At 62.5% G+C, this 25,087-nt stretch carries 22 protein-coding genes and 1 pseudogene; 20 read left to right on the top strand and 3 right to left on the bottom strand.

Annotation, left to right across the window (positions count from 1 at the left end):
* From EJA72_RS29060 to gspG, 3 genes and pseudogenes are all read right to left on the bottom strand, one after another.
* A pseudogene (locus tag EJA72_RS29060) lies at window positions 1–193 on the bottom strand (hypothetical protein); the annotation flags it as partial.
* A gap of 163 nt (window positions 194–356) precedes the next feature.
* On the bottom strand, window positions 357–1,544 hold the full coding sequence (locus tag EJA72_RS00870; protein ID WP_157709668.1) for a type II secretion system F family protein: 1,188 nt from the start codon (window positions 1,542–1,544) through the stop codon (window positions 357–359).
* Between the two features lie 12 nt (window positions 1,545–1,556).
* Window positions 1,557–1,991 (bottom strand): type II secretion system major pseudopilin GspG, encoded by a 435-nt coding sequence (gspG, locus tag EJA72_RS00875; protein WP_157709669.1) that lies wholly within the window; start codon window positions 1,989–1,991, stop codon window positions 1,557–1,559.
* A 192-nt stretch (window positions 1,992–2,183) separates the two neighbouring features.
* On the opposite strand from gspG, the gene EJA72_RS00880 reads away from it, so the two are divergent.
* From EJA72_RS00880 to EJA72_RS00975, 20 genes are all read left to right on the top strand, one after another.
* Window positions 2,184–2,795, top strand: a complete 612-nt coding sequence (locus EJA72_RS00880; protein ID WP_157709670.1) for a lytic transglycosylase domain-containing protein — start codon at window positions 2,184–2,186, stop codon at window positions 2,793–2,795.
* Window positions 2,796–3,145: 350 nt separating this feature from the next.
* Window positions 3,146–8,974, top strand: a complete 5,829-nt coding sequence (gene mnxG, locus EJA72_RS00885; protein ID WP_157709671.1) for a manganese-oxidizing multicopper oxidase MnxG — start codon at window positions 3,146–3,148, stop codon at window positions 8,972–8,974.
* A gap of 265 nt (window positions 8,975–9,239) precedes the next feature.
* Window positions 9,240–11,123 (top strand): YncE family protein, encoded by a 1,884-nt coding sequence (locus EJA72_RS00890; RefSeq protein ID WP_372240662.1) that lies wholly within the window; start codon window positions 9,240–9,242, stop codon window positions 11,121–11,123.
* 13 nt (window positions 11,124–11,136) lie between these two features.
* Entirely contained in the window at window positions 11,137–11,793 is a 657-nt protein-coding gene (locus tag EJA72_RS00895; RefSeq protein ID WP_157709673.1) for an SCO family protein, read from the top strand.
* Complete coding sequence (locus EJA72_RS00900; protein WP_157709674.1) at window positions 11,790–12,410, top strand: SCO family protein; 621 nt, start codon at window positions 11,790–11,792, stop codon at window positions 12,408–12,410. The genes EJA72_RS00895 and EJA72_RS00900 overlap by 4 nt, the downstream gene beginning before the upstream one ends.
* 9 nt (window positions 12,411–12,419) lie before the next feature.
* A complete protein-coding gene (locus EJA72_RS00905) occupies window positions 12,420–13,985 on the top strand; it encodes an ABC transporter substrate-binding protein (RefSeq protein WP_157709675.1) in 1,566 nt (521 codons plus the stop codon).
* A 13-nt stretch (window positions 13,986–13,998) separates the two neighbouring features.
* Window positions 13,999–14,952 (top strand): peptidylprolyl isomerase, encoded by a 954-nt coding sequence (locus EJA72_RS00910; RefSeq protein ID WP_157709676.1) that lies wholly within the window; start codon window positions 13,999–14,001, stop codon window positions 14,950–14,952.
* A 220-nt stretch (window positions 14,953–15,172) separates the two neighbouring features.
* Complete coding sequence (locus EJA72_RS00915; RefSeq protein ID WP_157709677.1) at window positions 15,173–15,706, top strand: response regulator; 534 nt, start codon at window positions 15,173–15,175, stop codon at window positions 15,704–15,706.
* Window positions 15,707–15,790: 84 nt separating this feature from the next.
* Window positions 15,791–17,497 (top strand): GspE/PulE family protein, encoded by a 1,707-nt coding sequence (locus EJA72_RS00920; RefSeq protein WP_157709678.1) that lies wholly within the window; start codon window positions 15,791–15,793, stop codon window positions 17,495–17,497.
* Complete coding sequence (locus EJA72_RS00925; RefSeq protein ID WP_178128953.1) at window positions 17,478–18,281, top strand: hypothetical protein; 804 nt, start codon at window positions 17,478–17,480, stop codon at window positions 18,279–18,281. Before EJA72_RS00920 ends, EJA72_RS00925 begins: the two co-directional genes overlap by 20 nt.
* A 1-nt stretch (window position 18,282) precedes the next feature.
* Complete coding sequence (locus EJA72_RS00930; RefSeq protein WP_157709679.1) at window positions 18,283–18,834, top strand: PilN domain-containing protein; 552 nt, start codon at window positions 18,283–18,285, stop codon at window positions 18,832–18,834.
* Entirely contained in the window at window positions 18,821–19,369 is a 549-nt protein-coding gene (locus EJA72_RS00935; RefSeq protein ID WP_157709680.1) for a GspMb/PilO family protein, read from the top strand. The genes EJA72_RS00930 and EJA72_RS00935 overlap by 14 nt, the downstream gene beginning before the upstream one ends.
* Window positions 19,369–19,887 (top strand): hypothetical protein, encoded by a 519-nt coding sequence (locus EJA72_RS00940; protein ID WP_157709681.1) that lies wholly within the window; start codon window positions 19,369–19,371, stop codon window positions 19,885–19,887. The genes EJA72_RS00935 and EJA72_RS00940 overlap by 1 nt, the downstream gene beginning before the upstream one ends.
* Window positions 19,884–21,725: a secretin N-terminal domain-containing protein gene (locus tag EJA72_RS00945; RefSeq protein WP_157709682.1), complete on the top strand. Its 1,842-nt coding sequence runs from the start codon at window positions 19,884–19,886 to the stop codon at window positions 21,723–21,725. Before EJA72_RS00940 ends, EJA72_RS00945 begins: the two co-directional genes overlap by 4 nt.
* Window positions 21,726–21,727: 2 nt before the next feature.
* Window positions 21,728–22,201: a type II secretion system protein gene (locus EJA72_RS00950; RefSeq protein WP_157709683.1), complete on the top strand. Its 474-nt coding sequence runs from the start codon at window positions 21,728–21,730 to the stop codon at window positions 22,199–22,201.
* Window positions 22,202–22,205: 4 nt separating this feature from the next.
* The gene (locus EJA72_RS00955) at window positions 22,206–22,580 is read left to right on the top strand and encodes a type II secretion system protein (RefSeq protein ID WP_157709684.1); all 375 of its coding nucleotides are present in this window, start codon (window positions 22,206–22,208) and stop codon (window positions 22,578–22,580) included.
* Window positions 22,555–23,091 (top strand): type II secretion system protein, encoded by a 537-nt coding sequence (locus tag EJA72_RS00960; protein WP_157709685.1) that lies wholly within the window; start codon window positions 22,555–22,557, stop codon window positions 23,089–23,091. Before EJA72_RS00955 ends, EJA72_RS00960 begins: the two co-directional genes overlap by 26 nt.
* A complete protein-coding gene (gene csgE, locus EJA72_RS00965; RefSeq protein ID WP_157709686.1) occupies window positions 23,088–23,477 on the top strand; it encodes a curli production assembly/transport protein CsgE in 390 nt (129 codons plus the stop codon). Before EJA72_RS00960 ends, csgE begins: the two co-directional genes overlap by 4 nt.
* A complete protein-coding gene (locus tag EJA72_RS00970; protein ID WP_157709687.1) occupies window positions 23,474–23,893 on the top strand; it encodes a curli assembly protein CsgF in 420 nt (139 codons plus the stop codon). The genes csgE and EJA72_RS00970 overlap by 4 nt, the downstream gene beginning before the upstream one ends.
* A gap of 31 nt (window positions 23,894–23,924) precedes the next feature.
* Window positions 23,925–24,782, top strand: coding sequence for a CsgG/HfaB family protein (locus tag EJA72_RS00975; RefSeq protein ID WP_157709688.1), 858 nt, complete (start codon window positions 23,925–23,927; stop codon window positions 24,780–24,782).
* Window positions 24,783–25,087 lie beyond the last annotated feature (305 nt).

Genomic DNA, 25,087 nt, shown 5'->3' on the forward strand with positions numbered 1-25,087 from the left:
CACCGCCACCGCCACCGCCACCGCCACCGCCACCACCGCCACCACCGCCTCCACCACCACCCGAGCCCCCACCGCCACTGCCATCCTTGGCATGGGCACTGGATACACTGGAAAGGCTATCCGGGATCAATACGGTAGACGCCGACAGGACTGCGCCGATAGCTACTGCAAGTAAAAGCTTGTTCATGTGCATGTCGTTCTCCGTCTTGCTTTTTGGTATGGAACGTCGATGAGCAGCGAAATGCGTTGCTTGACTCATTTGTTAAGTCGGAACCCTGTGAACACCGCAACATGAAGATTTATTCATTTAAATCTTCAATGAGCGTCGCAACGTGCTGTCGACCCTGTTCCAGGGGTCAGTGAATACTCGAAGCCAGTTCGAAAATGGGGATGTACATCAGGATCACGATGACCCCGATCAGCAGGCCGATGAAGGTCATCAGCAACGGTTCGAACAAACGTACGAACCATTCGATCCAGCGGCTGATTTCTTCGTCGTAGAAATCGGCGCTGCGCTCCATCATTTGCCCGAGGTTGCCGGACTGTTCACCGGCGCGCAGCAGGCGCAGTGACACCGGCGTCACCAGGTGATTGAGTTCCAGGGCGGTGGACAGCGACTGCCCCTCGCGTACCCGTTCGCAGGCCTGGTCCAGGCGCGCGCGGGAGGCGACCGTGAGCAAGCCGCGCACCATGCCCATGGCGGTGACGAGCGGTATGCCGCCCTGCAGCAGAATTCCCAGCGAGCGGTAGAAGCGCGCCAGTTCGTACATGAAGATTCGCTGATGAACGGCCGGGAGCTTTTCAATCACCCGGTCGACGCCGCGACGAAAGGCCGGTTGGCGCTGGAGGAAGGCGAGGGCGGTGATGATTGCCAGCAAGATGCCGAAGAATTCACCCTGGTGGGCGTGCAGGAACATGCCGCTGCTCATCAGGATCTGGGACAACCACGGCAGGTTCGACCCCAGCCCTTCGAACACCAGGCTGAAGCGCGGCACCACGTAACCCATCAAAAACAGCACCACGCCGCCGCCCACCACCAGCAACAGCATGGGGTAGATCGACGCGCTGACGATTTTCTGCCGAACCTCGTCCATGCGCTGGCGATAGCTGACATACCGGCCCAGGGCATCGCCCACGGCGCCGGTTTTCTCGCTGGACTGCACCAGCGCCACGTAAAGCGGGGGGAACACGGCCGACAACTGGGCCAAGGCCTGGGAAAACGATTTGCCCTCGTAGAGCAAGCGCACCAGTTCACTCAGGGTTTTGCGGGCTTGTGGCGCGGTTTCTTTTTCCGCCAGGCTTTCCAGCGCATCGATCAACGGCAAGCCTGCGTTGAGCAAGGTGGTCAATTCCTGGCTGAACAGCACCAGGTTGAACGTTTCCCGCTGCTTGAGGCGCAACGACCGCCAGTGCCGCTCGGCTTGCAGGCTGACCACGCGATAACCCTGGTCTTCGACGATGCGCCGAGCCTCGATGTTGCCCGGCGCCTCGACCGTCATCGAGACCACGCCGGCCTTGCCCACTGCCTTTAGATGAAAGCGCATGGTCGGCTCCCGTCATTGCCAGCTGGTGATTTCGGCGTTTTCGCCTTCGCCGCCGGGCTGGCCGTCCTTGCCCAGGGACAGCAAATCGTACTCGCCGTTTTCGCCGGGGTAGCGATAGGTGTAGTTACGCCCCCACGGGTCCTGCGGCAGTTTTTTCTGCAGGTAAGGCCCGGTCCAGTGGGTTTCATCGCTGGGCGCGGTGATCAGCGCCTGCAAACCCTGTTCGGTCGACGGGTAGTGGCCGACCTCCAGGCGGTACAGATCCAGTGCCTTGCCCAGGCCTTCAATTTGCGCCTTGGCCACCTTCACTTCAGAGCGGCCCAGTTGGGCGAAATACTTCGGCGCGACGATGCCGGCCAACAGCCCGAGCACCACCAGCACCACCAACAGTTCGAGCAGGGTGAACCCGCCTTGAGTACGCGGGGTAGAACGCAGACGCTGATTCATGATGACCTCACACAGTCGGCAGAAGAGTCGCCATGCAGGCTTATGCAATTGCCATGCTCATGCCTGCGCATCCTTCTGTACCCCTTGTATTACGGGCCTTCTCGCTTTCGGCACAGTGCTTGCGTATGGCTGATTCACGATCGGCCATTGGGGCATTACCCCCACTTTTCGGGGCTGGTCAGGGGAGGTGCAATGAAGAAGTCACTCACCCGGGGACTGCTCGGCTGTCTGCTGTTGACGGGCGTCGCTCAAGCCGATGTGTTCATTTCCCTGGACACCAATGGCCGCTACGTTTTGTCCAATGTCCATCGTCCCGGGCGCCACTATGAACGGGTGATCCATGAGCCCGAAAAGGCGCTGGTCAGCCTCGATCAGCAGCCGCAGATGATCGCCGATCAACCCTATGCCGAGCTGGTCTCGGCGGCGGCCACGGCCAATGAATTACCGGCGGCACTGTTGCACGCGGTGATACGGGCAGAGTCGCGCTACAACGCCGACGCGACCTCCGCCAAAGGCGCCGGCGGGCTGATGCAATTGATGCCCGACACCGCCCGGGAGATGGGGGTGAAAAACGTCTATGACCCCAAAGCCAACATCCAGGGCGGGGCCAAATACCTCAAGCGCCTGATGAACCTGTTCGACAACGACATCGCCCTCGCCGTGGCGGCCTACAACGCCGGGCCGCAAGCGGTGCTGAGCCGTGGCGGAGTGATCCCGCCGTTCGCCGAAACCCAGCGTTATGTGCCAAACGTCCTGCGCCAATACCGCCGTTTGCAGGGCCTGGCCGTGGATGCGCCGCTGTGAGTGGGGGTTGCCCCAATAGTGGGGAAAGTGCCGGGCAGTTACTCCCGCCGCAGATTCCCTGTAGGAGCGAGCTTGCTCGCGAAAAACGCCAAGGCACCGCGTTCTTTCAGGTCGCCAATGTCATCGTTGACGTCCATCGCGAGCAAGCTCGCTCCTACAGGGGATAGGCGTTTCAGGTGCAATGGGCGCGGGCCCGAAAAGTGGGGCATTGGGTGGGGAATATCCCCCGAGTTATCAAGTCGTTTACGCAGGTTGCTGAAAAACAACATAAAAAATTTTGGCATGCGGATTGCTCAAGGGGATTTGTCGAGAATCATTCCCTGTGAGCACCCACAGCGAGGCCCGTGATCATGACCGGCATACACCACGCTCATCATTTGGTTAACCTGCTGCTGTTTTTTGCGCCCCTGTTCGGCATTGAGCTGGCCGAAGCCGCGCTCCGTTGCGAACGCAACCTGGTGGCGAACGTCGTGGCGCTGGACCAGCCGCTGATGTTCAACCGCCTCGGCGCGCAAAACGTCAACGGCATGATGTTCGCCCTGCGCCGTGACGTGGTCGACGACCGCAACCTGTCCCTCGCCCAGGGTGGCGCGGCGGTGCCGGGCAAAGTCTCGCTGCGCCCCGACAAGCGCCCCCGCCCTTTGGTGCTGCGGGTGGCCGCCGGTGACTGCCTGACCATCAACCTGCAAAACCTGCTGGCCTACCAGGCCAACCCCGGGTCGCACGATGACGGCGGGGAAGAAGAGGGCGAGATCGAAGGTGAAGTGCAGATCGGTGAAGCGGAAGACTTCAAGGTCGACGAGCAAGTCACTGACCGTCACGTCGGTTTCCAGGTCAACGGCCTGCAAGCCGTCAACAGCATCGACGACATTGCCTCGTACACCGGACGCAACGGCAACTCACTCGCCGCCCCCGGTGCCACCCGTTCCTACACCTTGTACGCCGAGCGCGAAGGCGCGTTCGCGGTCAGCAGCCGTGGCGCCACGTTTGGTGGCGAGGGCGATGCCGGCAACGTGGCCAACGGCCTGTTCGGCGAAGTGGTAGTCGTGCCCAAGGGCGGCCGTGCCTACCGCAACACCGTGACCGAAGAAGAGATGCGCCTGGCCAGCAGCGGCCGTACGCCGGCCGGTCAACCGATTGTCGATTACCAGGCGCGCTACCCGCAGCGCGAGCCATGGATCCGTGAAGGCAAGGCCGGCAAGCCGATCATCAACATGGTCGACGGCAACGAAATCATTTCCAGTGAAAGCGATGCGATCGTGATGGGCAGCAACGCCGACGGCAGCTTCCCACCGTCGACTTATCCGCTGGAAGCCATCGGCAAACGCAACCCGGCGCTGCCCAATCGACTCGAACCGTTCCGCGATTTCGCCTCGCAGTTCCAGGATGAAACCGCCGCGACCCAGGCCTTTCCTGCCTATTGGGCGGACCCGGTCATGTCGCACGTGCTGGAGCCGACCCGCGACTCGTTCATGATCAACTACGGTTCCGGTGGCATGGGCGCCGAAGTCGTCGCTAACCGATTAGGCGTCGGGCCGATGCACGATTGCCTGTCTTGCGCCTATGAAGAGTTCTTCCTCAGCTCGCACACCGTCGGCGATGTGGCAATGCTGGTGGATGTGCCGGCCAACGCCGGCCTGGAAAACATCCGCCCCGGCGAAACACCGCGCGCCGATCAGGTCGGGGTCAAGGCCACGATGGCGCTGTACCCGTCCGAGCCGTCCAACGTCAACCACAGCTACATCGGCGACTTCGTCAAATTCCGCAACACCCACAACGGCCATGAGCAGCACATTTTCCACCTGCATGGTCACCAATGGCTGTTCAACCCCAACGATGACAACTCCGACTACGTGGACGCCCAAGGCATCGGTCCAGGCGCCGGCTACACCTATGAAATCGCCAACGGCGGTTCGGGTAACCGCAACCGCGTCGCCGGCGATGCGATCTATCACTGTCACTTCTATCCGCACTTCGCCCAAGGCATGTGGAGCATGTGGCGGGTCCACGACGTGTTTGAAGAAGGCACCCGGCTCGAAGTGTCGCAACAGGGCGCCGACGGTTATCACAACGTGCCTTTCGCCTTGCGCAGCGGCAAACCCGCCGCCGGCGCCCGCGCCTTGCCCGATGGCGAAATCGTTGCCGGTACGCCCATCCCGGCGGTCGTGCCGTTGCCGGGTAAAGCCATGGCGCCGATGCCAGGCAAAGTCGCGGTGGTGCCAAGAATCGGCGAGACCCTGGTCGCCCAAGGGGATGACGACGATGAAGAGGGCGATGACGACGGCGAACACCATGGCGGCAACGGTGGCCCTCAAGCCATTGGTTCGCTGGCCCTGGTGGATCGCAGCGAAGCCAACCGCAATGCCGACGGCAGCCTGAAAAACCCTGGCTATCCGTTCTGGATCGGCGGCATGGAAAGTTCGGTCGGCCAGCGCCCACCGACCCCGCCACTGGACATGCTCGACGCCGCCAAGGCCCAGAGCTTGAAGAACAGCGGCAATGCCTTGTGGGCCAACCTCGACCCGGCGCAATCCGGTGGCTGGGATGGCGGTTTGGGGCGGCATTCCCTGGACGGTTTTTCGGCCGGTGGCCAGGCGCACACCATTACCACGTCGCTGGATTTCTCCAAGGAAGTGACCCGGGCCAAACCGATCTACATGCCGGAAGAAGGCACCGAAGTCGAACAGGCCGCCATGGCCTTCCACGCCAAAAAAGAACACCCCAGTTTTGCCTTGCTGCCCGGCAATCAGATCGTTGCGCGCAACTTCCGCACCAACGGCGCGTTGCCGATTGCGGGCGCGCCGTACTACGAACCGTGCATGGACGACCGGCAAAAACGCCTGACCAGCAGCGCCGGCAGCGGCGAGTTCAACAGTGGCGAGCGCATCGACGGCCTGTCGTTTGTCGGCTCGTCGACCTTCACCGCCGACCGTCCGCGCATCTACAAAGCGGCGAACATCCAGTTCGACGCGGTCTACAACAAGGTCGGCTACCACTTCCCGCAAGCGCGCATCCTGGCCCTGTGGGAAGACGCATGGCCGGTGATCAACAAGCAGCGTCCGCCAGAACCGCTGGTGATGCGCATGAACACCTTTGACTGCGTGCAGTACCAGCAAACCAACCTGGTGCCGGCCACTTATGAGATGGACGATTATCAGGTGCGCACGCCGACCGATGTCATCGGTCAACACATCCACCTGCCGAAATGGGACCTGACCGCCGCCGATGGTTCGGCCAACGGCTGGAACTACGAAGACGGCGTGCTTTCCCCCGGCGCGGTGCAAGAACGCATCCACGCGATTCGCGAGTTCAACCAATGCACCGGTGCCGATCCGCGTGACGGCACACCGACCTGTCCGAAAGCCAGAAATCACCCGTACTTTGGCCAGTTTGGCCGCGCGGACTGGGTCGGGGCGCGCACCGCGATGCAACGCTGGTTCGTCGATCCGGTGGTGAACAGCAAAGGCGTCGACCGTGGCCTGGGGACCATTTTCACCCACGACCACCTCGGCCCATCGACTCACCAGCAGATTGGCCTCTACGCCACGGTGCTGGCCGAGCCGGCCGGTTCCACCTGGTTCCACGCCGAAACCGGCGAGCCGTTGTACAGCGGCGCGCGGCAGGATGGCGGGCCGACGTCGTGGCAAGCGGTGGTCTCGACCGGTGACCTGGACGGCGACGGCAAGAACGACAGCTTCCGTGAGTTCTTCCTTGAATACAGCGACTTCCAGCACGCTTATGAAGCCGGTGTGTACGTCGGCGCAGGCCCCAATGGCGTGCCCAATCCACAAGCGTTCCCGGCCACCGCGGACAGCTTCCGCTACGCGATCAATCCGCCGGTGCGCAACAACGCCAGCAACCTGCTGGACGGCATCGTCGAAGTGCAGGGCGGGCTGGTGGAAGGCTGCCCAAGTCGGCCATGCCCGCAAGCGATCTCGGTCGATGACCCCGGCATGTTCGTGGTCAATTACCGCAACGAACCGCTGGCCCTGCGGGTATACGACCCGAACCGGGTCGGCCCGGACGGCAAGCGCGGCATGCAGGCCGACGGCCTCGGCGGCGATCTGGCGTACGCCATGCAAAGCCGTACCGACCGCGCCATCCCGGCGATGAACCTGGCGCCGAACCTGGTCACGGCGGCGACCGGTCCTACCGGCGGCACCACGCTGTTCCCGCCGCACATCAACCGTGGCGGCGCGGAACCGGGCGACCCGTTCACCCCGATGCTGCGCACCTACACCGGTGATAACGTGCGGTTGCGGGTGCATGCCGGCGGCCACGAAGAAGAGCACAACGTGACCCTGCACGGCGTGAAATGGCTGCAAAGCGGGTCCGGTTTCGGCAACAGCTCCAACTCCGGCTGGCGCTCGTCGCAGATGATCGGCATCTCCGAGCAGATGGGCTTCAATGCGCCGGTGTCGATGATCTCCAGTTCGGCCGCGACCACGGGTGACTACCTGTACTCGATGGACGCTTCGCTGGAAGGTTACTGGAGCGGCATCTGGGGCGTGATGCGCAACTACACCGCTCAGCGCGCCGATCTGTTCGCGCTGCCGAACAACCCGAAACCGGCGGGCATGCGCAACACCGTGGCGTTCGATGGCACTTGCCCACGGATCAGCGCCAACCCGAATGGCATCGGCACCCGGCCGACTGTGCAGCGCAACTACGAAGTGGTCGCGGCGCTGGCCAACGACATTCTCGGCAATTCCCTGGGGCTGGCCCTGGGGGATCCGGCCGGGCTCGGGCAACACGTCGGCGGGCCGTTGAACCCGGCGGGTGGCACTCTGGTGTACAACTCGCGGGCGGTGAACATTCCGCAGGTCACCGTGACCGATCCTGAAGATGGCGAGACCGTCACCATCGGCGGGCAGAGCGGCCCGTTGCATGACCCGACCGCGATCCTGTACGTGCGCAAATCCGACCTCGATCCGGTCACCGGCAAGCTCAAGCCCGGTGTGCCTGTCGAACCGCTGGTGCTGCGCGCCACGGCCGGTGACTGCATCAACATCACCCTGGAAAACCGTTTGCCGATGGTCATGCCGGACCTGACCCAGACGGCGGTGATGCAGGGCGTGGTCAAGCGTGATCGCAACGATGGCATGGGCTCGACCACCTTCAGCAACAACCTGATGCGGCCGTCGAGCCACGTGGGTCTGCACGCGCAATTGCTGGCGTACGACATCACCAAGTCAGACGGCGCCAACGTCGGCGCCAACCCGATCCAGACCGTGCCACCACGGGTCGGCAACAGCGGTGCTTACCCGACGCGGACGTATCAGTACTACGCCGGGCACCTGGAGCGCGAAGGCAAGCCGATTACCCAACTGGGCCGCAGCGTCGACAACATCAACGCCACGGCGGTGGAGTTCGGCGGGCTTAATTTCACCCCGGCGGACGTGATCAAGCAGCCACAAAAAGGCCTGGGCGGCGCGATGAGTGTCTTGCCGGTGGGCGCGACCTGGGTCGACGATGCGCGCAAGGCCAATGCGACCGTCACCGCGCCGGGGCAGACCACCTACCGTGACTTTGCGATGGTCTGGCAGAAAGCCTTGAACATTCGCTGGGCCAACGGCCGGCCGGTGGAAGGCATCGCGGCGGAAGGCCTGGGTGTGCCGACCGATCCACAAGACAACTCGAGCATGGCCATCAACTACAAGGCCGAGCCGCTGTGGTATCGCTTCGGCCTGGCGCCGGACGCGCCGTTCGGTCACGCCGACGGCGCGGGGTATGGCGACGTGCCCAACGCGCACATGGCGTACAGCAATGCGCTGGTGGGGGGCGATCCGCAAACGCCGGTGCTGTATGCGAAGCCGGGGCAACCGTTCCGCACGCACATCCTGATGCCGACCGGTGGCAGCCGTGGGTCGACCTTCCAGCTGGATGGTCATGTCTGGTCGGTCAATCCGTTCCAGTCGGAGAAGAGCGACACCGGTGGTTATCCGATGGCGACACCTGGAGTGGGTTCGGTGCGGTTTGGCTTCAACCCGATGTCGATGTACATCGGCGCCCACGAAAGCATCTTGCCGGCGGCGCACTTCAGCTTCATGCACCCGAGTGCCGGGGACAGCAACGCGATACCGGGTGATTACCTGTTCCGCGATTACGGCGCCTACGGCAACACCGCCGGGTTGTGGGGGTTGTTGCGGGTGACCAATGAACTGGAACCGGCGCCTTAGGGCGAGGGCAATGCAACACCTGGGGCGGCGGCGTGTGTCAGGCACGCGGAGGTTGGATGTGCCGGCCTCATCGCCGGCAAGCCGGTCTCGCTCCCACAGGGGACGGTGGTGGTTCGGCTACCGCGAACCTGTAGGAGTGAGCCTGCTCGCGATGGCGGAATGTCATGCACATCAATGTTGGATGTGTCGGCGTTCCCACAGGGGCCGGGGTGGCGGGTTGGGATCTGAAAGGGAGAGTGCAATGAAGCGGATTATCAGCATCGGAATGGGCCTGTGTCTTAGCGTGGGTGCACTGGCTGCCGGCGCCACGCCGGAGGCCGACAGCCAGACGCTCGAGCGTGACGGCGTGTCCGTGTCCCTTGAGGTCAAGGCGCTGGCGAAGGATGGCGTGCTGCGCGAGGGCGGGTTTGCTGATGTGCGCTTCCGGGTCACTGACAGTGCGTCGGGCCAGCCGTTGGCGGGCGTCGCGCCCGGTGCCTGGGTCGACCCGCAAACGATTGCCGCTGACGAAGCCCAAGGCCGCGAACAGAGCTGCAAATCCCGGGTCGGGGTGTTCCTGAAATCCAGCATCGGCGCACGGCCACTGCTCGATCTCAACAGTTATTTCCTGATGGTGATGAACCGCGATGCCAGCGTCTCGGTGGTCGACCCGTCGGTGTCCGTCGGCGGCATCACCAGCACCATGGCGCGGATCGACCTCAAGCAACCGCCGATGGATTGGGTCACGCCCAAGGACAACAAACGCGTGTTCATATCCATGCCGACCGCCGGGGAAGTCGCAGTGGTCGACAGCGAGCAATTCAAACTGATCGACTCCGTCGCCGCTGGCAGCATCCCGGTACGCGTGGCCCTGCAACCGGACGAACGCCTGCTGTGGGTCGGCAACAATGCCTCTAAAACCGAAGACTCCGGGGTCACCGTGATCGACACCCAGAGCCTGAAACCGCTCAAACACCTGGCCACCGGTCGCGGCCATCACGAAATCGCCTTCAGCAAAGACAGCCGTTTCGCCTTCGTCACCAACCGCGACGACGGCACGCTGAGCATCATCGACATCGCCAGCCTGACCATCAGCAAACAACTCAAAACCGGTTCCAACCCGTTGTCTGTGGCGCACTCGCCACTGTCCCAGGCGGTGTACGTCGCCGACGGCAAGGACGGCACCGTCACCGTGGTCGACACCGCCAGCCTCGACGTGCGCCGTGTGATCAAGATGAAACAGGGCCTGGGCCCGATGGGGTTCAGCGCCGACGGTCGTTTTGGCATCGTGCTCAATACCCTGGAAAACCAGGCTGCCGTGATCGACGCCGCCACCGATTCGATGATCCATGAACTGGACGTCTCCGCCGAACCTTATCAAGTGGTGTTCACCAAGGCCTACACCTACGTGCGTGGGCTGGCCTCGGCCAAGGTCACGATGATCAACCTGTCATCCCTGGGTGAGGGCCGCAAACCCATCAGCCAGGGTTTCGACGCCGGGCCGCAGGCGCCACGGCTGGCCGGCGACCTGCCGTTGGCCTCGAGCCTCGCGGTGTCGCGGGACGATAACGCGGTGTTCGTGGTCAACCCGGTGGACAACACCACCTACTTCTACGCCGAAGGCATGAACGCGCCGATGTCCGGTTACCCCAATCGCGGGCAAGTGGCGCGGGCGGCGCTGGTCATCGACCGCAGCCTGCGCGAAGTCGAGCCGGGGCTGTACAGCGCACGGATCAAACTGCCCAGCGCCGGGCGTTTTGACGTGGCTTTCCTGCTCAATCAGCCGAGCATCGTGCATTGCTTCACCGCGCTGGTTGAACCGGACGCCACACGCGAGCAGCACCCCGGCGTACCCAAAGTGGAGTTCATGCTGGATAAAGCCACCGCCGCCCTCGGTCGTCCCTACACCGTGCGTTTCCGCATTGTGCAGGGAGCGCAAAAGGCCCAGCGCAGCGGCGTGAAAGACGTGCACGTGCGCTACTTTCTCGCCCCGACTTCACAGGCCCGGGAAGTCGCCGCCCTCGACGTGGGCAACGGCATTTATGAAGCCCCGGTGACCCTCGACCAGAACGGCGCCTGGTACCTGCACGTGCACGCGGCGTCCCTCGGCGCGCGTTTCGACGACAAGACTTTTGCCAGCGTCCGGGTGCTGCCCGGCGATGCCCACTGAAGAGGAAATCGACATGAACCGATTCGCACACCGTGGACTGCTGACGTTCTGCCTGCTGGCCCTTGGGATCGGGCAAGCGTTGGCGCACTCGGCGGATGAGCACGCCGGGCACAGCGTGCCGCCCAAAAGCGCCAGTGCAGAAAGCACCCAGGTCAAGTTTGCCGACGTGGCTCTCGTGGACCAGAACGGCAAACCGGTACGTCTGGAGCAGGACCTGGTGACCAACAAAATCGTGGTCATGAGCTTCATCTACACCAGTTGCACCACGGTCTGCCCGGTGGTGTCGTCGATCATGGGCAAGGTCCAGAAACAGCTGGGTGCGCGGGTCGGCGGCGAAGTGCAACTGGTGTCGATCAGCATCGACCCGCAGCGCGATGACGCCAAACGCCTGAGCGACTACGCGCGCAACTTCCAGCGAGGCCCGGGCTGGAGTTGGCTGACCGGCAGCACTCACTCGATCAACGAAACCCTCAAGGGCCTGGGCACCTTCAGCGGCGACTTCAAAAACCACCAGCCACTGATCCTCGTCGGCGACGGCAACAGCCGCCACTGGATGCGTTATTACGGCTTCACCGACCCGGCGGTGCTCACTCGTGAAGTGGAAAAAATCAGTGGCCAGCGCAACACCCACGCCAAGCACACCGCCATTGCCATGGAGGACCAACCATGAGAATCGTCGACTGGATCGCCCTGAGCCTGTGCTTCTGCATCTTCAGTTCGCTGGCGTTCGCCCACGAGGGGCATCAGGAACCCGCCCCGGCAGTGGCGGCTGCGCAACCGGCGACGGGTACGCGTGATGCGAAAACCTGGTTCACCGACACGCCGTTGCAGGACCAGAACGGCCAGACCCTGCGCTTCTACAGCGACGCCCTGCAAAACCGCGTGGTGCTGTTGAACGTGATCTTCACCAGCTGCACGGATGCCTGCCCGCTGATCACTCAAAAACTCAAGGAAGTGCGTGAGTTGCTGGGCGACAAGGCCGACGGCATTACCTTTATTTCCCTTACCAGTGATCCGCTACGGGACACTCCGGCGGTACTCAAGGCTTACACCTTGAAGCAGGGCGTCGATGGCCCCCACTGGTTTTTTCTTACCGGCGACAAGGCAGGCATGGACCTTGTCCTGGGACGCATCGGCCAGATCGTACCGACCCCCGAACAACATTCAACACAACTGATCGTGGGAGATGTCGCCAACAAACGCTGGAGTAAAATCCGTCCCGATGCCCCGGCCGCCGCCATTGCCCAGCGCTTGCAGTTGCTGACAATGCCCGTGGCCGGTCGCTGAGGGCGCGCCATGTTGAAATCCTATGGCATCTTCGTGTTCGTCCTTGGCCTGCTCATGCTCGGCGCGATCAGCATGCGCGCCCACGCCGTGCAGTTGACCCCCAGCGAAACGGCGGGCAAACGGCTGTATCGCGAAGGGGTGTCCGCGAGCGGTGAGCCGATCATGGCCCGGATCGGCGCGGCGGGCATGCAGATGCCCGCCACCAGCCTGCCGTGTGCCAATTGCCACGGTGCCGATGGCCTGGGACGGCCCGAAGGTGGGGTGCGGCCGACGGAACTCAATTGGTCGCGGCTCAGCAGCACTTACGGCCAGCAGCAGATCAACGGCCGTAATTACCCGCCTTACACCGAGGGCACCCTGGCCCGCGCCATCCAGGAGGGACGTGACTCCGGCGGCAACCGACTCGACCCGGCGATGCCGCGATTTTCGCTATCGATGAATGACCAGCGCAACCTCACGGCCTACCTCAAACGACTGGCCGACGACCGCGACCCGGGCCTGACCCCCGACAGCCTGCACCTAGGCACCTTGTTGCCGAGCCAGGGACCGTTGAGTGAGCAGGGCAATACCGTGGCGGCGGTGCTTAGGGGCAGCGTGGCGCGTATCAACGAAGCGGGCGGCATTCATGGCCGGCAGTTGCGCCTGACCATTGTCGATCCGGGCCCTGACCGTTTCACTGCGGAGCAGGCGCTGGACCGGTTGATCGAAGAGGAACAAGTATTCGCCCTGATCGCACCGTTGGTGCCGGCACTGGACTCGGAACTGGCCGAGCGCCTGGAACGGGCCGGTATTCCGCTGATCGGGCCGCTGTCGTTGCTGGGGTCGAGCCAGGTCAGCCGGCAGATTTTCGAACCGCTGCCGGGGTTGCGCGAGCAACTGATCGCCCTGGCCAACTACGCCGCCGGCAAGCTGCGGGTATTGCAGGGGCCGACGATGATCGCCTACACCAACGATCCCGGCCAACAGGCGACGGCACAGGACCTGAGTGAGTACCTGCAAGAGCACGCCTGGCAAAAGGTCAGCCTCAAAATCTACGACTCGGCGCAGGACGAGCTGCCATTGGGCTCGCGATCGGTGTTTTACATTGGTTGTGGCGCCGATTTCAGCCTGCTCGCCGCGCGCCTGCAAAGGGCAGGGCAGGTGCCGTACCTGTTCGCCGCGTCGAATCAGGTGTCGGGTGATCTGTTTCAGGTGCCCAGCGGTTTTACCCGGCGGGTGTTTCTGTCCTATCCGTTTGTGCCCAGCGACTGGACGCTGGCCGGGCGCGCCGCCCTGAGCCGATTACGCAAAGTCCAGGGCCTTGGCGCCCAGCATTCGGTGCTGCAAGTCGGCGCCTACAGCTCGATGCTGCTGCTCAGCGAAGGCATGAAGCAGGCCGGCCGCGATGCCAGCCGCGAGAAACTCATCAGTGCCCTGGAAGGCTTGCATGACTTCGATACCGGGCTGACCCCGCTGATCAGTTTCGGCCCGGGCCGGCGCCAGGGTCTGAACGGCGCGCACATCGTCACCGTGGACTTGCCCGAGCAGAATTTTCATCTGGTAGCCCCTTATAAATCCATATCCGCTATGCCCTGACGGGAGGCCGATCATGAAGTTCAACACCTTGCTGATCCTGCTGACAATGTGGGTGCCGGTGGCGTTTTGCAGCAATGGGCCGGCCGCCGCGCGGGTCAATGGCGCGGAGATTTCCGAGTTTCGCCTCGAGCGTTATTTCGCCGAATTCCTCGAGGATCAGGGGCGAGCGGTGGCGAGCATTCGTAATCCCAAGGCGTACAAGCAGTTGCGGCAGGCGGCGCTGAGCGCGTTGATCGATAAGGAACTGCTGTGGCAGGAAGCCGTGAAACGCGGGGTCGTGATCAGCGATGCCACGGTCAACAATCAGGTCGAGCAGACGCGGCAGGCCATGGGCGGCGCCGAGGTGTTCGCCCGGCGCCTGGAAGAGGCCGGTTTCGACGAAGCCGGGTTTGCCGAATACACCCGCCGTGAACTGGCGGCCCAGCAAGTGTTTGCCGAGCTGACCCAGGTTAGCGAACCGGATGAAAAACAGGTCCGCGCCTTCTACGACGAGCACCGCGCCGACCTGCGCCAGCCCGAAGAAGTGCAGGCCCGGCACATCCTGATCAAGGTGGCGCCGGGGGCAGACGCTTCCACAGTCGAAGCCGCGCGTCTACGCTTGGTGGAGATGCGCGTGAAAATCAGTCAGGGCGAAGACTTCGCCAGCGTCGCCCGGGCCGGTTCCGAAGACGCATCGGCCAGTGACGGCGGGGCACTGGGCGCTTTTCCCCGTGGGCGCATGTGGCCGGAATTCGAAGCGGTGGCGTTTGCCTTGGCACCCGGCGACGTCAGCGAGCCAGTGCGCACACCGGTTGGCTGGCATTTGATTTATTTACAGAACCACGCGGAGGCGGCCGATGTCTCAGAGCAACAGGGGCTGGAAATGGTACGGGCGTACCTCGCTCGCCAGCAACAGGCCCAGGTTCGCTTCGCGGTGCTCGCGCGGCTGCGATCAGACAATCGAATCGAACGGGTTGACGACCAATGAACGTTTAACCCCCAATAGTGGGGAAACGCTTGCGTACAACTCCGTACGGTTCCCCGCCTTTGGGGGATGGGGTTTTTGTACAAAAAGCTTTTTCCATAAAATTCATAGACGTAAAGCGGTAAAAAACCGGCACTCAGCCTGGCATGAAGTGTGCGTTAGCCTAATTAAGGCGCGTACTCCCAGGCTCGAACATCGGACCTGCGGTTTCAAGGAGTCGACCTTGTTAAACAAAGTACTGGTTGTCGAAGACGAACAGCTCCTTGCAGAAAACCTCAAGGATTACCTTCAGGCGCAAGCGCTGGACGTTCGGATAGCGAACGAAGGTGCCATGGCGATCGGCATAGCCGAGAGTTTTGCACCCGATGTGATGGTGTTCGATTACCGCTTGCCCGATATGGAAGGCTTTCAGGTGCTCGATGCCGTCCGCCAGAACAGGAAGTGTCATTTTGTGCTGATTACCGGGCACCCAACCGCTGAAGTCTGTGAGCGGGCCCGGCAACTGGGAGTCAGCCATATCCTGTTCAAACCGTTTCCATTGGCGGAACTGGCCCGTGCAGTCTGTGACCTTTTAGGGATGGAGCGCGAACCCGGAACGGCAGTGAGCACTTCCGAAGGATTCGTCGAACGACGCCAGAGCAGGACCGAGAGTTTCCCGCTGCAGTTGTACGACGGCAGTTGGGTGCTGGCGGACCGCCGACGAAGTTCATTGGCGACCATGGCACCAGACGACGAACAATTGCTCACCGGGGAGTAGTGGCGCGACAAGACGTTCCGGCAACTGCCGTAATGGCCTGCCGCGTCGACAGGGCTCAAAGCCCCCGGCGTTGGAGCGCATGCCATGGACCGTCTATCCCTAGTCGTAGAACCGGCGCTGTTGGATTGTGTACCGTCGCGATTTTCCAGTGAGCAACTGGCCCAGGCACGATCCCGGGCCGCCAGTTCCGGCGAACGGATACTGGAAGCCCTCGGGGTGCTGTGCGAACTGGCCCCCATGCCTTTCATCGAATGCCTCGGCGCTACCCTGCATTACCCGGTGCTCGACACCGACACCCTGTTCAAAGCCACCCCGGTGTTCGACCGGGTCACCCTGGCCCAATGCATCAAGCGCGAATTCATCCTGTTGCGTCACGACGAGGCGGTCATTGGCGTCTTCGCCGACCCCTTCGATACCTCGCGCCTGGCCTGGATCGATGACTGCCTGCACGGCGCGCCGCTGTACCTGGTGCATGCCGATGACCTGAAAGCCTACCTGGCGCGCCACGAAGAAAGCTTCCATGCGGTGGAATCGCTCAACGCCCAGGCCGACGCCAATATCGAAACCGACACCCTGCAAAGCCTGTCCCTGACCAGCATCAGTGAAGACTCCAGCGTGGTGGTCAAGCTGGTCAACTCGACCCTGTATGACGCGCTGAAAATGCACGCCAGTGACATCCACCTCGGCACCACCGGCAGCGGGCTGGTGATCAAGTACCGGATCGATGGCGTGCTCAACAACATCAGCAAGATCCAGGGCACCGAGTTCGCCGAGCAAGTGATTTCCCGGGTCAAAGTCATGGCCGAGCTGGACATCGGCGAAAAACGCGTGCCCCAGGACGGTCGCTTCAAGATTGGCATCAGTGGCCGGCAGATCGACTTTCGGGTCTCGATCATGCCGAGCATTTTTGGCGAAGACGCGGTGCTGCGGGTACTCGACAAACAGGACCTGGCGGACAAGGTCTGCGGCGTGCAGTTGCAAGCCCTGGGCTTTGAAGACGAAACCCTGCGTCATCTGCGGCGGCTGGCGGCCGAACCGTACGGCATGGTGCTGGTGACAGGCCCCACCGGCAGCGGCAAGACCACCACGCTGTACGCGATGATCACCGAGATCAACCACGGCGTGGAAAAGATCATCACCATTGAAGACCCGGTGGAATATCAATTGCCGGGCGTGTTGCAGATTCCGGTCAACGAAAAGAAAGGCCTGACCTTCGCCCGTGGCTTGCGTTCGATCCTGCGCCATGACCCGGACAAGATCATGGTCGGCGAAATCCGCGACCCCGACACCGCGCAAATTGCCGTGCAATCGGCACTCACCGGGCACCTGGTGTTCACCACCATTCACGCCAACAACGTGTTCGACGTGATTGGCCGTTTCACCCAGATGGAAATCGATCCCTACAGCCTGGTGTCCGCACTGAATGCCGTGCTGGCCCAGCGCTTGATCCGCCTGGTCTGCACCAGTTGCAGCGCACCGAGCTTCCCGACCGACGAAGAATTGTTCAATTCGGGGCTCGACCCACAAAAGGTCGATCACTACCACTTCGTCCACGGCAAGGGCTGCGGCCATTGCCGGGGCAGCGGTTATCGCGGACGCACGGCGATTGCCGAGTTGCTGCACCTGGACGACGAACTGCGGCAGATGATCGTCGAGCGCCAACCCATTTCGAAAATCAAGGCCCTGGCCTGCAGCCGTGGCTTGCGCCTGTTGCGCGAGTCGGCGCTGGAACTGGTGCAAGAGGGCCGGACCACTCTCGAGGAGATCAATCGTGTCACTTTTATCTCGTGAGCGTTATGTCGCCGTGCTCGGCGCCAGTGGTGTCGGCCTGGGTCAGCGTCGGGGCAGCGAAACCCTGTGGCTGGGCAGCGTCGGCTTTATCGACGAAGGTTTTCATGCGTGGGCGGTGGCTCTGGAAACACTGGACCGTTTGCTGGGCGAACACACCCGCGCCGGTGCCGAATTGAGCGTGGTGATTTCCGGGCACTTCAGCCGCTTCTGCCTGGTGCCGTGGAGCGAACAGATCAGCAGCCCTGCCGAGCTGCAAGGGTTTGCCCGGCTGTGCTTCGAAGACCTTTATGGCGCGCCGACCCAACCCTGGAGCCTGGTGCTGTCGGCCGAGCCGGCCGGTTACGACCGGATCGCCACGGCACTGCCCGAAGACTTGCTGGCGCGCCTGCGCAGCCTGGTCAGCGGACGCGGCTTGCGCCTGCGGTCGGTGCAGCCGTACCTGATGGCGGCGTTCAATCATTTCGACAAGAGTTTCGATGCCGGCGACTTCCTGTTCGTGGTCGCCGAACCGGTCCGCAGCGTGTTGCTGCTGGCCCGGGAAGGTCGCTGGACGTCGGTGCGTTCGGTGGGCAGCAGCGACAGCGATGCCGCACTGACCGCGCTGATCGGTCGCGAAAGCCAGTTGCAGGCCTCGACCAGCGAGCGGCCGCTGAACGTTTACCTGCACGCGCCGGCGCGGATCGACTCGCATCCCGACGTGCCTGGCGTGCACCTGCGTACCCTCGAAGAGGACCGGACGGCCGTACACGATAGCTTGTACGTCATGTCCCGGGCGGTGGCCTGACATGCGCGCCCTGATGCTCGACTTTCAGCCGCAACGTCGCTCCGGCCCCCTGGGCTGGAGCCTGCTGGGCGCTGGCCTGGTGCTGACCCTGGCCTGCGTGCTCGTTCAGCAACACGTCAGCGAACAGTCCGCACAACAACAAGGCCATCTGCAAACCACCCAGCGTGTGCTCACTGGCGACACGGGCACCGGCACCAAGGTGACCCTGTCGCCGGCGGAAACCCGTGAGCAGGCGCAGAACCTGGCCGAAATGCGCAAGGTATCGCAGCAACTGCGCCGGCCCTGGGAACGTCTGTTCGCCATGCTTGAAGCCATGCCCCGCGATGACATCGCTTTGCTGACCCTGACCCCGGATGCACGCAAGGGTCAGGTGCGGATCAGCGCCGAAGCGCGGGACCTGGAAGCGATGCTCGCGTTTCACCAGCGTCTCGAAGCCAGTGACGAACTGTCCGATGTGTCGCTGCTGAGCCACGAAATCGTCGCCAACGTGCCGGAGCACCCGGTCCAATTCAACCTGTCGGCTACCTGGGAGATTGGCGATGCGAATCCCTAGATTGATCGCTCATGAATACCTGCAAGGCCTGGGCGTGCCCGGCCTGGCAGGGCTGGCACTGTTGCTGCTGGCGCTGACGTACGCCGTGGCGGGTTTGCTGCCGGACTGGCAGTCGCTGCAACAGCTCAGCCAGGACACCCGCGAAGCGACCGAGTACCTGGCCAAGGTCGAGGACGGCAGCATCGCTGCGCCGGTGGTGCCGCAACGCCAACTCGACGATTTCCGCAGCAAGTTGCCGGCCCAGCCCCAGGCCACCGTGGCCATCGACAAGATTTACGCATTGGCGGCCCAGGAGCACATCACCCTGCAACGCGGCGAGTATTCGCTGGGCATCGACCCCAAGACGCACCTGGCCCGTTATCAGATTTTGCTGCCGGTGCGTGGCAGCTATCCGCAACTGCGGCGCTTCCTGCACGCCTTGCTCGGCCAGTTGCCGGCGGTGGTGGTGGAGGACGTGGAGTTCCAGCGTAAAAAGATCGCCGACACCGACCTGAGTGGCCGGATCCGCATGACCCTTTACCTGTCGAGGTCATGATGAATACCAAACGCGTAGTGGGTTGGGTGGCGTTCTTCGGCATTGCCGCAGCGCTGACCTGGGGCCCCGAATACTTCAAACAGACGGACGACGATGACACGGTAGTGACGGCCGTGGCCCCGTCGGCCAAAACCAAAACCGCTGGTGCACAAGACGCTGCCATCGCCGGCAAAACCCCCGTCGCCATCAAGGACCTCAGCCCGGCGGGCGACCTGTTTTCCGCCCGCAGCTGGAAGGTTGCCCCCGTGCTGGCGAGTGTCACGGAACAACCCGTCAACCTGACCCCGGTGGTGCAAGCCCCCAGCCTGCCACCGATGCCTTTTCAGTTCATTGGCAAGCTGAATGACCGCTCCGACCTGCAAGTGTTTTTGCAGAACGGCGAAAAAATATACGTCGTGCGCAAGGGGGATGTGATCGACGAAAACTGGCGGATCGAAGGGATTTCCGATGTGGAACTCAGCTTTGTCTACCTGCCTCTGCATTTGTCTCAGACGTTGTCTGTGGGGAGCGCGCAATGAACAAATCCCGTTTGCTGTTGAGCCTGGTCTGCGTTTGCGCAGGGTTGGCTGCCTGCAGTTCGGCGCAGGTGGCCAAGCAGGAAGCGTCCGACTTGATCGAGTCGGGCCAATATGAAGCCGGCCTGGCACGTATCCAGGAAGGCCTGAAGGAAAACCCTCGGGACACCGAGTTGCACCTGGCCCTCAACAGCGGACGCGCGCGTGCGGTGACGGCGCTGCTGACTCAGGCGGACATGGATCGCTCGCACCGTGATTTCGCGTCGGCCCGCATGGGGTACGGTCGCGTGTTGACCATCGAACCGAACAACCGCCGCGCCCAGGACGCGCTGCGCCAGCTCGAACACATGCGCAGCCTGGATGAAAAACTCGAACTGGCCCGCGGCGACCTGCGCCGTGGCGACATCTACGGCGCCGACCGTCAGGTGAAACAGATCCTCGAACTGGACCCGCAAAATGAGGGCGCGCTGGAACTGCAAGGCAGCGTGCGCCTGGTGCAGAGCCGCAACGTCGTGCCTTATCCGCAACTGCGCACCCGTCTCGACCGGCCCGTGACCCTGGAATTTCGCGACGCCAACCTGAAAACCATTTTCGAAGTGTTGTCCCAGGTGGCCGGCTTGAACTTCATCTTCGACAAGGACCTGCGCCCGGACATGAAAGCCACCATCTTCGTGCGCGACGTGCGCATCGAAGACGCTGTGCAGTTGCTGCTGCAACAGAACCAGCTGCACCAGAAAGTGGTGAACGAAAACACCGTGCTGATCTACCCCGACTCGCCGCAGAAGCTCAAGGATTATCAAGAGCTGGTGATGCGCACGTTCTACCTGACCAGCATTGATGCCAACACGGCGCTGAACATGGTCAAAACCATGCTCAAGACCCGCGACGTGTTCGTCGACGAGCGCCTCAACACGCTGACCATGCGCGACACCGAAGACGCTGTGCGCATGGCCGAGAAACTCCTGCAATCCCAGGACCAGTCCAACCCCGAAGTGGTGCTGGAAGTGGAAGTGATGGAAGTCGCCACGCAACGGATTCTGGACCTTGGCCTGCAATGGCCGAACACCTTCGGCGTGGTCAACAGCGACGGTTCGCCGGTAACGATCCTCGATCAACTCAAAGGCATCGACTCCAGCCGGATCACCATCTCGCCATCGCCGCAGGCCAAGATCAACGCCCAGGACAACGACATCAACACCCTGGCCAGCCCGACCATTCGCGTCAGCAACCGCGAGCAGGCGCGTATCCACATCGGTCAGCGCGTGCCGATTATCAGCGCCACCTCGGTACCGTCGACCCAGGGTCCGGTGATCACCGAAAGCGTTACTTACCTGGATGTCGGTCTTAAACTTGAAGTGCAGCCAACCGTGCACTTGAACAACGAAGTGGCGATCAAAATCGCCCTGGAAGTGAGTAACGCCACGCCGCTGGAACCCACCCGCCAGGGTACGATTCCGGTGCAAGTCGACACCCGCAACGCCCAGACCACGCTGCGTCTGCATGACGGCGAAACCCAGATCCTCGCTGGCCTGATGCGCAACGACCACGGCGCGACCGGCAACAAGATCCCGGGCCTTGGCGACATCCCTTGGCTGGGCCGGTTGTTTGGCAGCAACAAGGACAACGTCAGCAAATCGGAGCTGGTGCTGTCGATCACCCCACGGATCGTGCGCAACCTGCCGTACCAGAGCCCGTCGGACATGGAATTCCCGACCGGCACCGAAACCAGCATGCACATCCAGGCGGCTAACCGCCCAACCGACGCGATGGACTCGGCGATAGGCACCGATGCCATGAGCACGCCGGTCGCGTCCACCCACGCTGTCGTCGAGAAGCCTTGACCATGAACGCCTCGCAACGCGGTTTTACCTTGATCGAAGTCGTGGTGACGCTGGCCCTGGTCGGCCTGTTGGCCGGCATGGCCGCGCCGCTGACCGAGACCGTGGTGCGCCGGGGCAAGGAGCAGGACTTGCGCACGGCGCTGTACCAGATTCGCGATGCCATCGACGCCTACAAACGTGCCTTCGATGCCGGTTATATCGAGAAGACCCTGGACAGCAGCGGCTACCCGCCGAACCTGAACGTGCTGGTCGAGGGCGTACGCGACGTACGCAGTGCCAAGGGCGCCAAGTTCTACTTCCTGCGGCGCGTGCCCCATGACCCGTTGGCCCCGGTCAAGCGGGATGACGAGGGTGGCTGGGGCCTGCGGTCCTATGACAGCACGGCTTCTAACCCGCGGGAGGGCGAAGACGTCTTTGACGTTTACTCCAAGGCCCGCGGCAAGGGCCTCAACGGAATCAACTACCGCGAGTGGTGAGCCTATGCGTCGGCAAAAGGGTTTTACCCTGCTGGAACTGATGGTGGTCATGGCAATCATCGCAACCCTGATGACCATTGCCTTGCCCCGTTATTTCAACAGCCTGGAGGCCTCGAAAGAGACCACGTTGCGCCAGAGCCTGTCGGCGATGCGCGAAGCACTGGACCATTACTACGGCGACACCGGGCGTTATCCCGACTCCATCGAGCAACTGGTCGAGCAGCGTTACCTGCGCAACCCGCCGACGGACCCGATTGCCGAGCGCAAGGACACCTGGGTCATGGTCGCGCCACCTGAAGGTGTGGCGGGCGGGGTGGCCGATATCAAAAGCGGTGCCACAGGGAGGGCGCGTGATGGCAGCCTTTATTCCGAGTGGTAGGCCTTCCAGCGAGGCCGGCTTCACCTACCTGGGGGTGCTGTTCCTGATCATGGTCATGGGCATGGGCCTGGCCAGCGCGGGCGAGCTGTGGGCCACCGCGTCGCGTCGGGATCGTGAACGCCAGTTGCTCTGGGTCGGTACCCAGTACGCCCAGGCATTGCGCAGTTATTACCGCAGTTCACCGGGCCTCGCCCAGTACCCGAAAGCGCTGGAAGACCTGTTGCAGGACGAGCGTTTTCCCAACCCGAAACATCACCTGCGCCAGCTCTACCCGGACCCGATCGGTGGCGGCGAGTGGGTGCTGATGCGCGGCTTCGACGGGCGCATCACCGGCCTTAACAGTGCCGCCACGGGCAAGCCGCTCAAACAGACGGATTTCCCCAGCCAGTGGTCCGATTTCACGGGCATGGCGAGTTACAAGGATTGGCAGTTCGTCGCCGAGAAAGCCTTCCTCGAAGGGACCGGCCCGGTGAAAGGCCAGAGCAAAACTCCGCAGGCGTTGCAGCCATGAACCGATTCTGTCTGGCGTTGATCCTGGTGTTGTCGACCTCCGTGGCCTCGGCCGGCGAAGAGGACGAGATGCTGGGTTTCATCCTCGACGACACGATTTCGCACATTGGCCATGACTTTTACTACTCGTTCAGTGAACGCCTGCGCGCCACCAGCCCGATGGATTTCAACCTGGTGGTACGCGAACGACCTTCGGCACGCTGGGGCAGCCTGGTGACCGTGGAATTTCAGCAGCGACTGGTTTATCGGCGCTTCCTGCCGCCGAACACCGTGGAGTTGAAGGATGAGGCCTACGAGGCTGCCGATCTGGTTCGCATGGAGATCGTGCGGCGCAAGCTCGAAGCCTTGTTGCAGGACACCACCGACCTTGAGAGGGACGAACTATGAATAAGAGAGCTTTCTCGCTGCGCACGGGCATGTGGTTGCTCGGGTTCGCCAGCTGCGGCCTGGTCCAGGCCACGGAGCTGGTCTACACGCCCATCAACCCCTCGTTTGGCGGCAACCCGCTGAACGGGACCTGGCTGCTCAACAACGCTCAGGCACAGAACGACTTCGACGATCCGGATCTGAAAAACCGCTCCAGCGTCGCCGGCACGTCGGCCCTCGAGCGCTTCAGCAGCCAGTTGCAATCAAGGTTGCTGGGGCAACTGCTGGACAACATCTCGACCGGCAATACCGGGAGCCTGTCCACCGACGCCTTCATCGTCAACGTCGTCGACGACTCGGGTGCGCTGACGATCGAAGTGACCGACCGAGCGACCGGTGAAGTATCGGAAATCAAGGTGAATGGCCTCACCCCTTGATGGGGATTCAGGTCGATGGGGAGTTAAGGACATGAGAAAAATAATTCTGCTAGGGCTGATGTTGGCGACATTACAAGGGTGCAGTCTGCGCGAGCCGGTCGGGGCGGAGCAGGACACCGGCACCCCGACCCTGACCCCCAGGGCCTCGACCTATTACGATTTGCTGAACATGCCACGGCCCAAGGGGCGCTTGATGGCGGTGGTGTACGGTTTCCGTGATCAGACCGGGCAGTACAAACCGACCCCGGCCAGTTCGTTTTCCACCAGCGTGACCCAGGGCGCGGCGAGCATGCTGATGGACGCCTTGCAGGCCAGCGGCTGGTTTGTGGTGCTGGAGCGTGAAGGGCTTCAGAACCTGCTGACCGAGCGCAAGATCATTCGTGCTTCGCAGAAGAAGCCCAATACGCCGGTGAACATTCAGGCGGAACTGCCTCCGCTGCAGGCGGCGAACATGATGCTCGAGGGTGGGATTATTGCGTATGACACCAACGTGAAAAGCGGCGGGGAAGGGGCGCGCTATCTGGGTATTGATATTTCCCGGGAGTATCGGGTGGATCAGGTGACGGTGAACTTGCGGGCGGTGGATGTGCGCAGTGGGCAGGTGCTGGCGAATGTGATGACCAGCAAGACGATTTATTCGGTCGGGCGCAGTGCCGGGGTGTTCAAGTTTATCGAGTTCAAGAAGTTGCTGGAGGCGGAGGTCGGGTACACCACGAACGAACCGGCGCAGTTGTGTGTGTTGTCGGCGATAGAGGCGGCTGTCGGGCACCTTTTGGCTCAGGGGATCGAGCGGCATTTGTGGCAGGTGGCGGGGGATAATTCGGCGCCGGCGAATGAGACTCTGGATCGGTATTTGACTCAGAACAAGGTGGATCCGGAGAGTGAGTGAGCCTAGGCTTAACCGAGGCGGCCTTCGGGCCGGCCTGGTTCTTTTGGGGGGTGTACATATCCATTTCTGCGGTAACGGCCACTTAGGGTTTCGCCCTTACGGCGACTCACTTTTTTTTCAAACGCCAAAAAAAAGTAAGCAAAAAAAGGCTCGCCCCAAGCGTCCGGCCCCTCGCTGGGGCTCGGCGTTCCTTCGCTCCGGTATTCATCCGGGGACACTGCCCTCCGGTTGGCTTCGCTGCACCTACATGCAGCGTGTTCGACTGCGTCGAACGGCGCTGCGCGCCACTCCCCGGATGAACACCT

It is taken from the genome of Pseudomonas sp. PB120, assembly GCF_009761815.1.
Taxonomy (GTDB): domain Bacteria; phylum Pseudomonadota; class Gammaproteobacteria; order Pseudomonadales; family Pseudomonadaceae; genus Aquipseudomonas.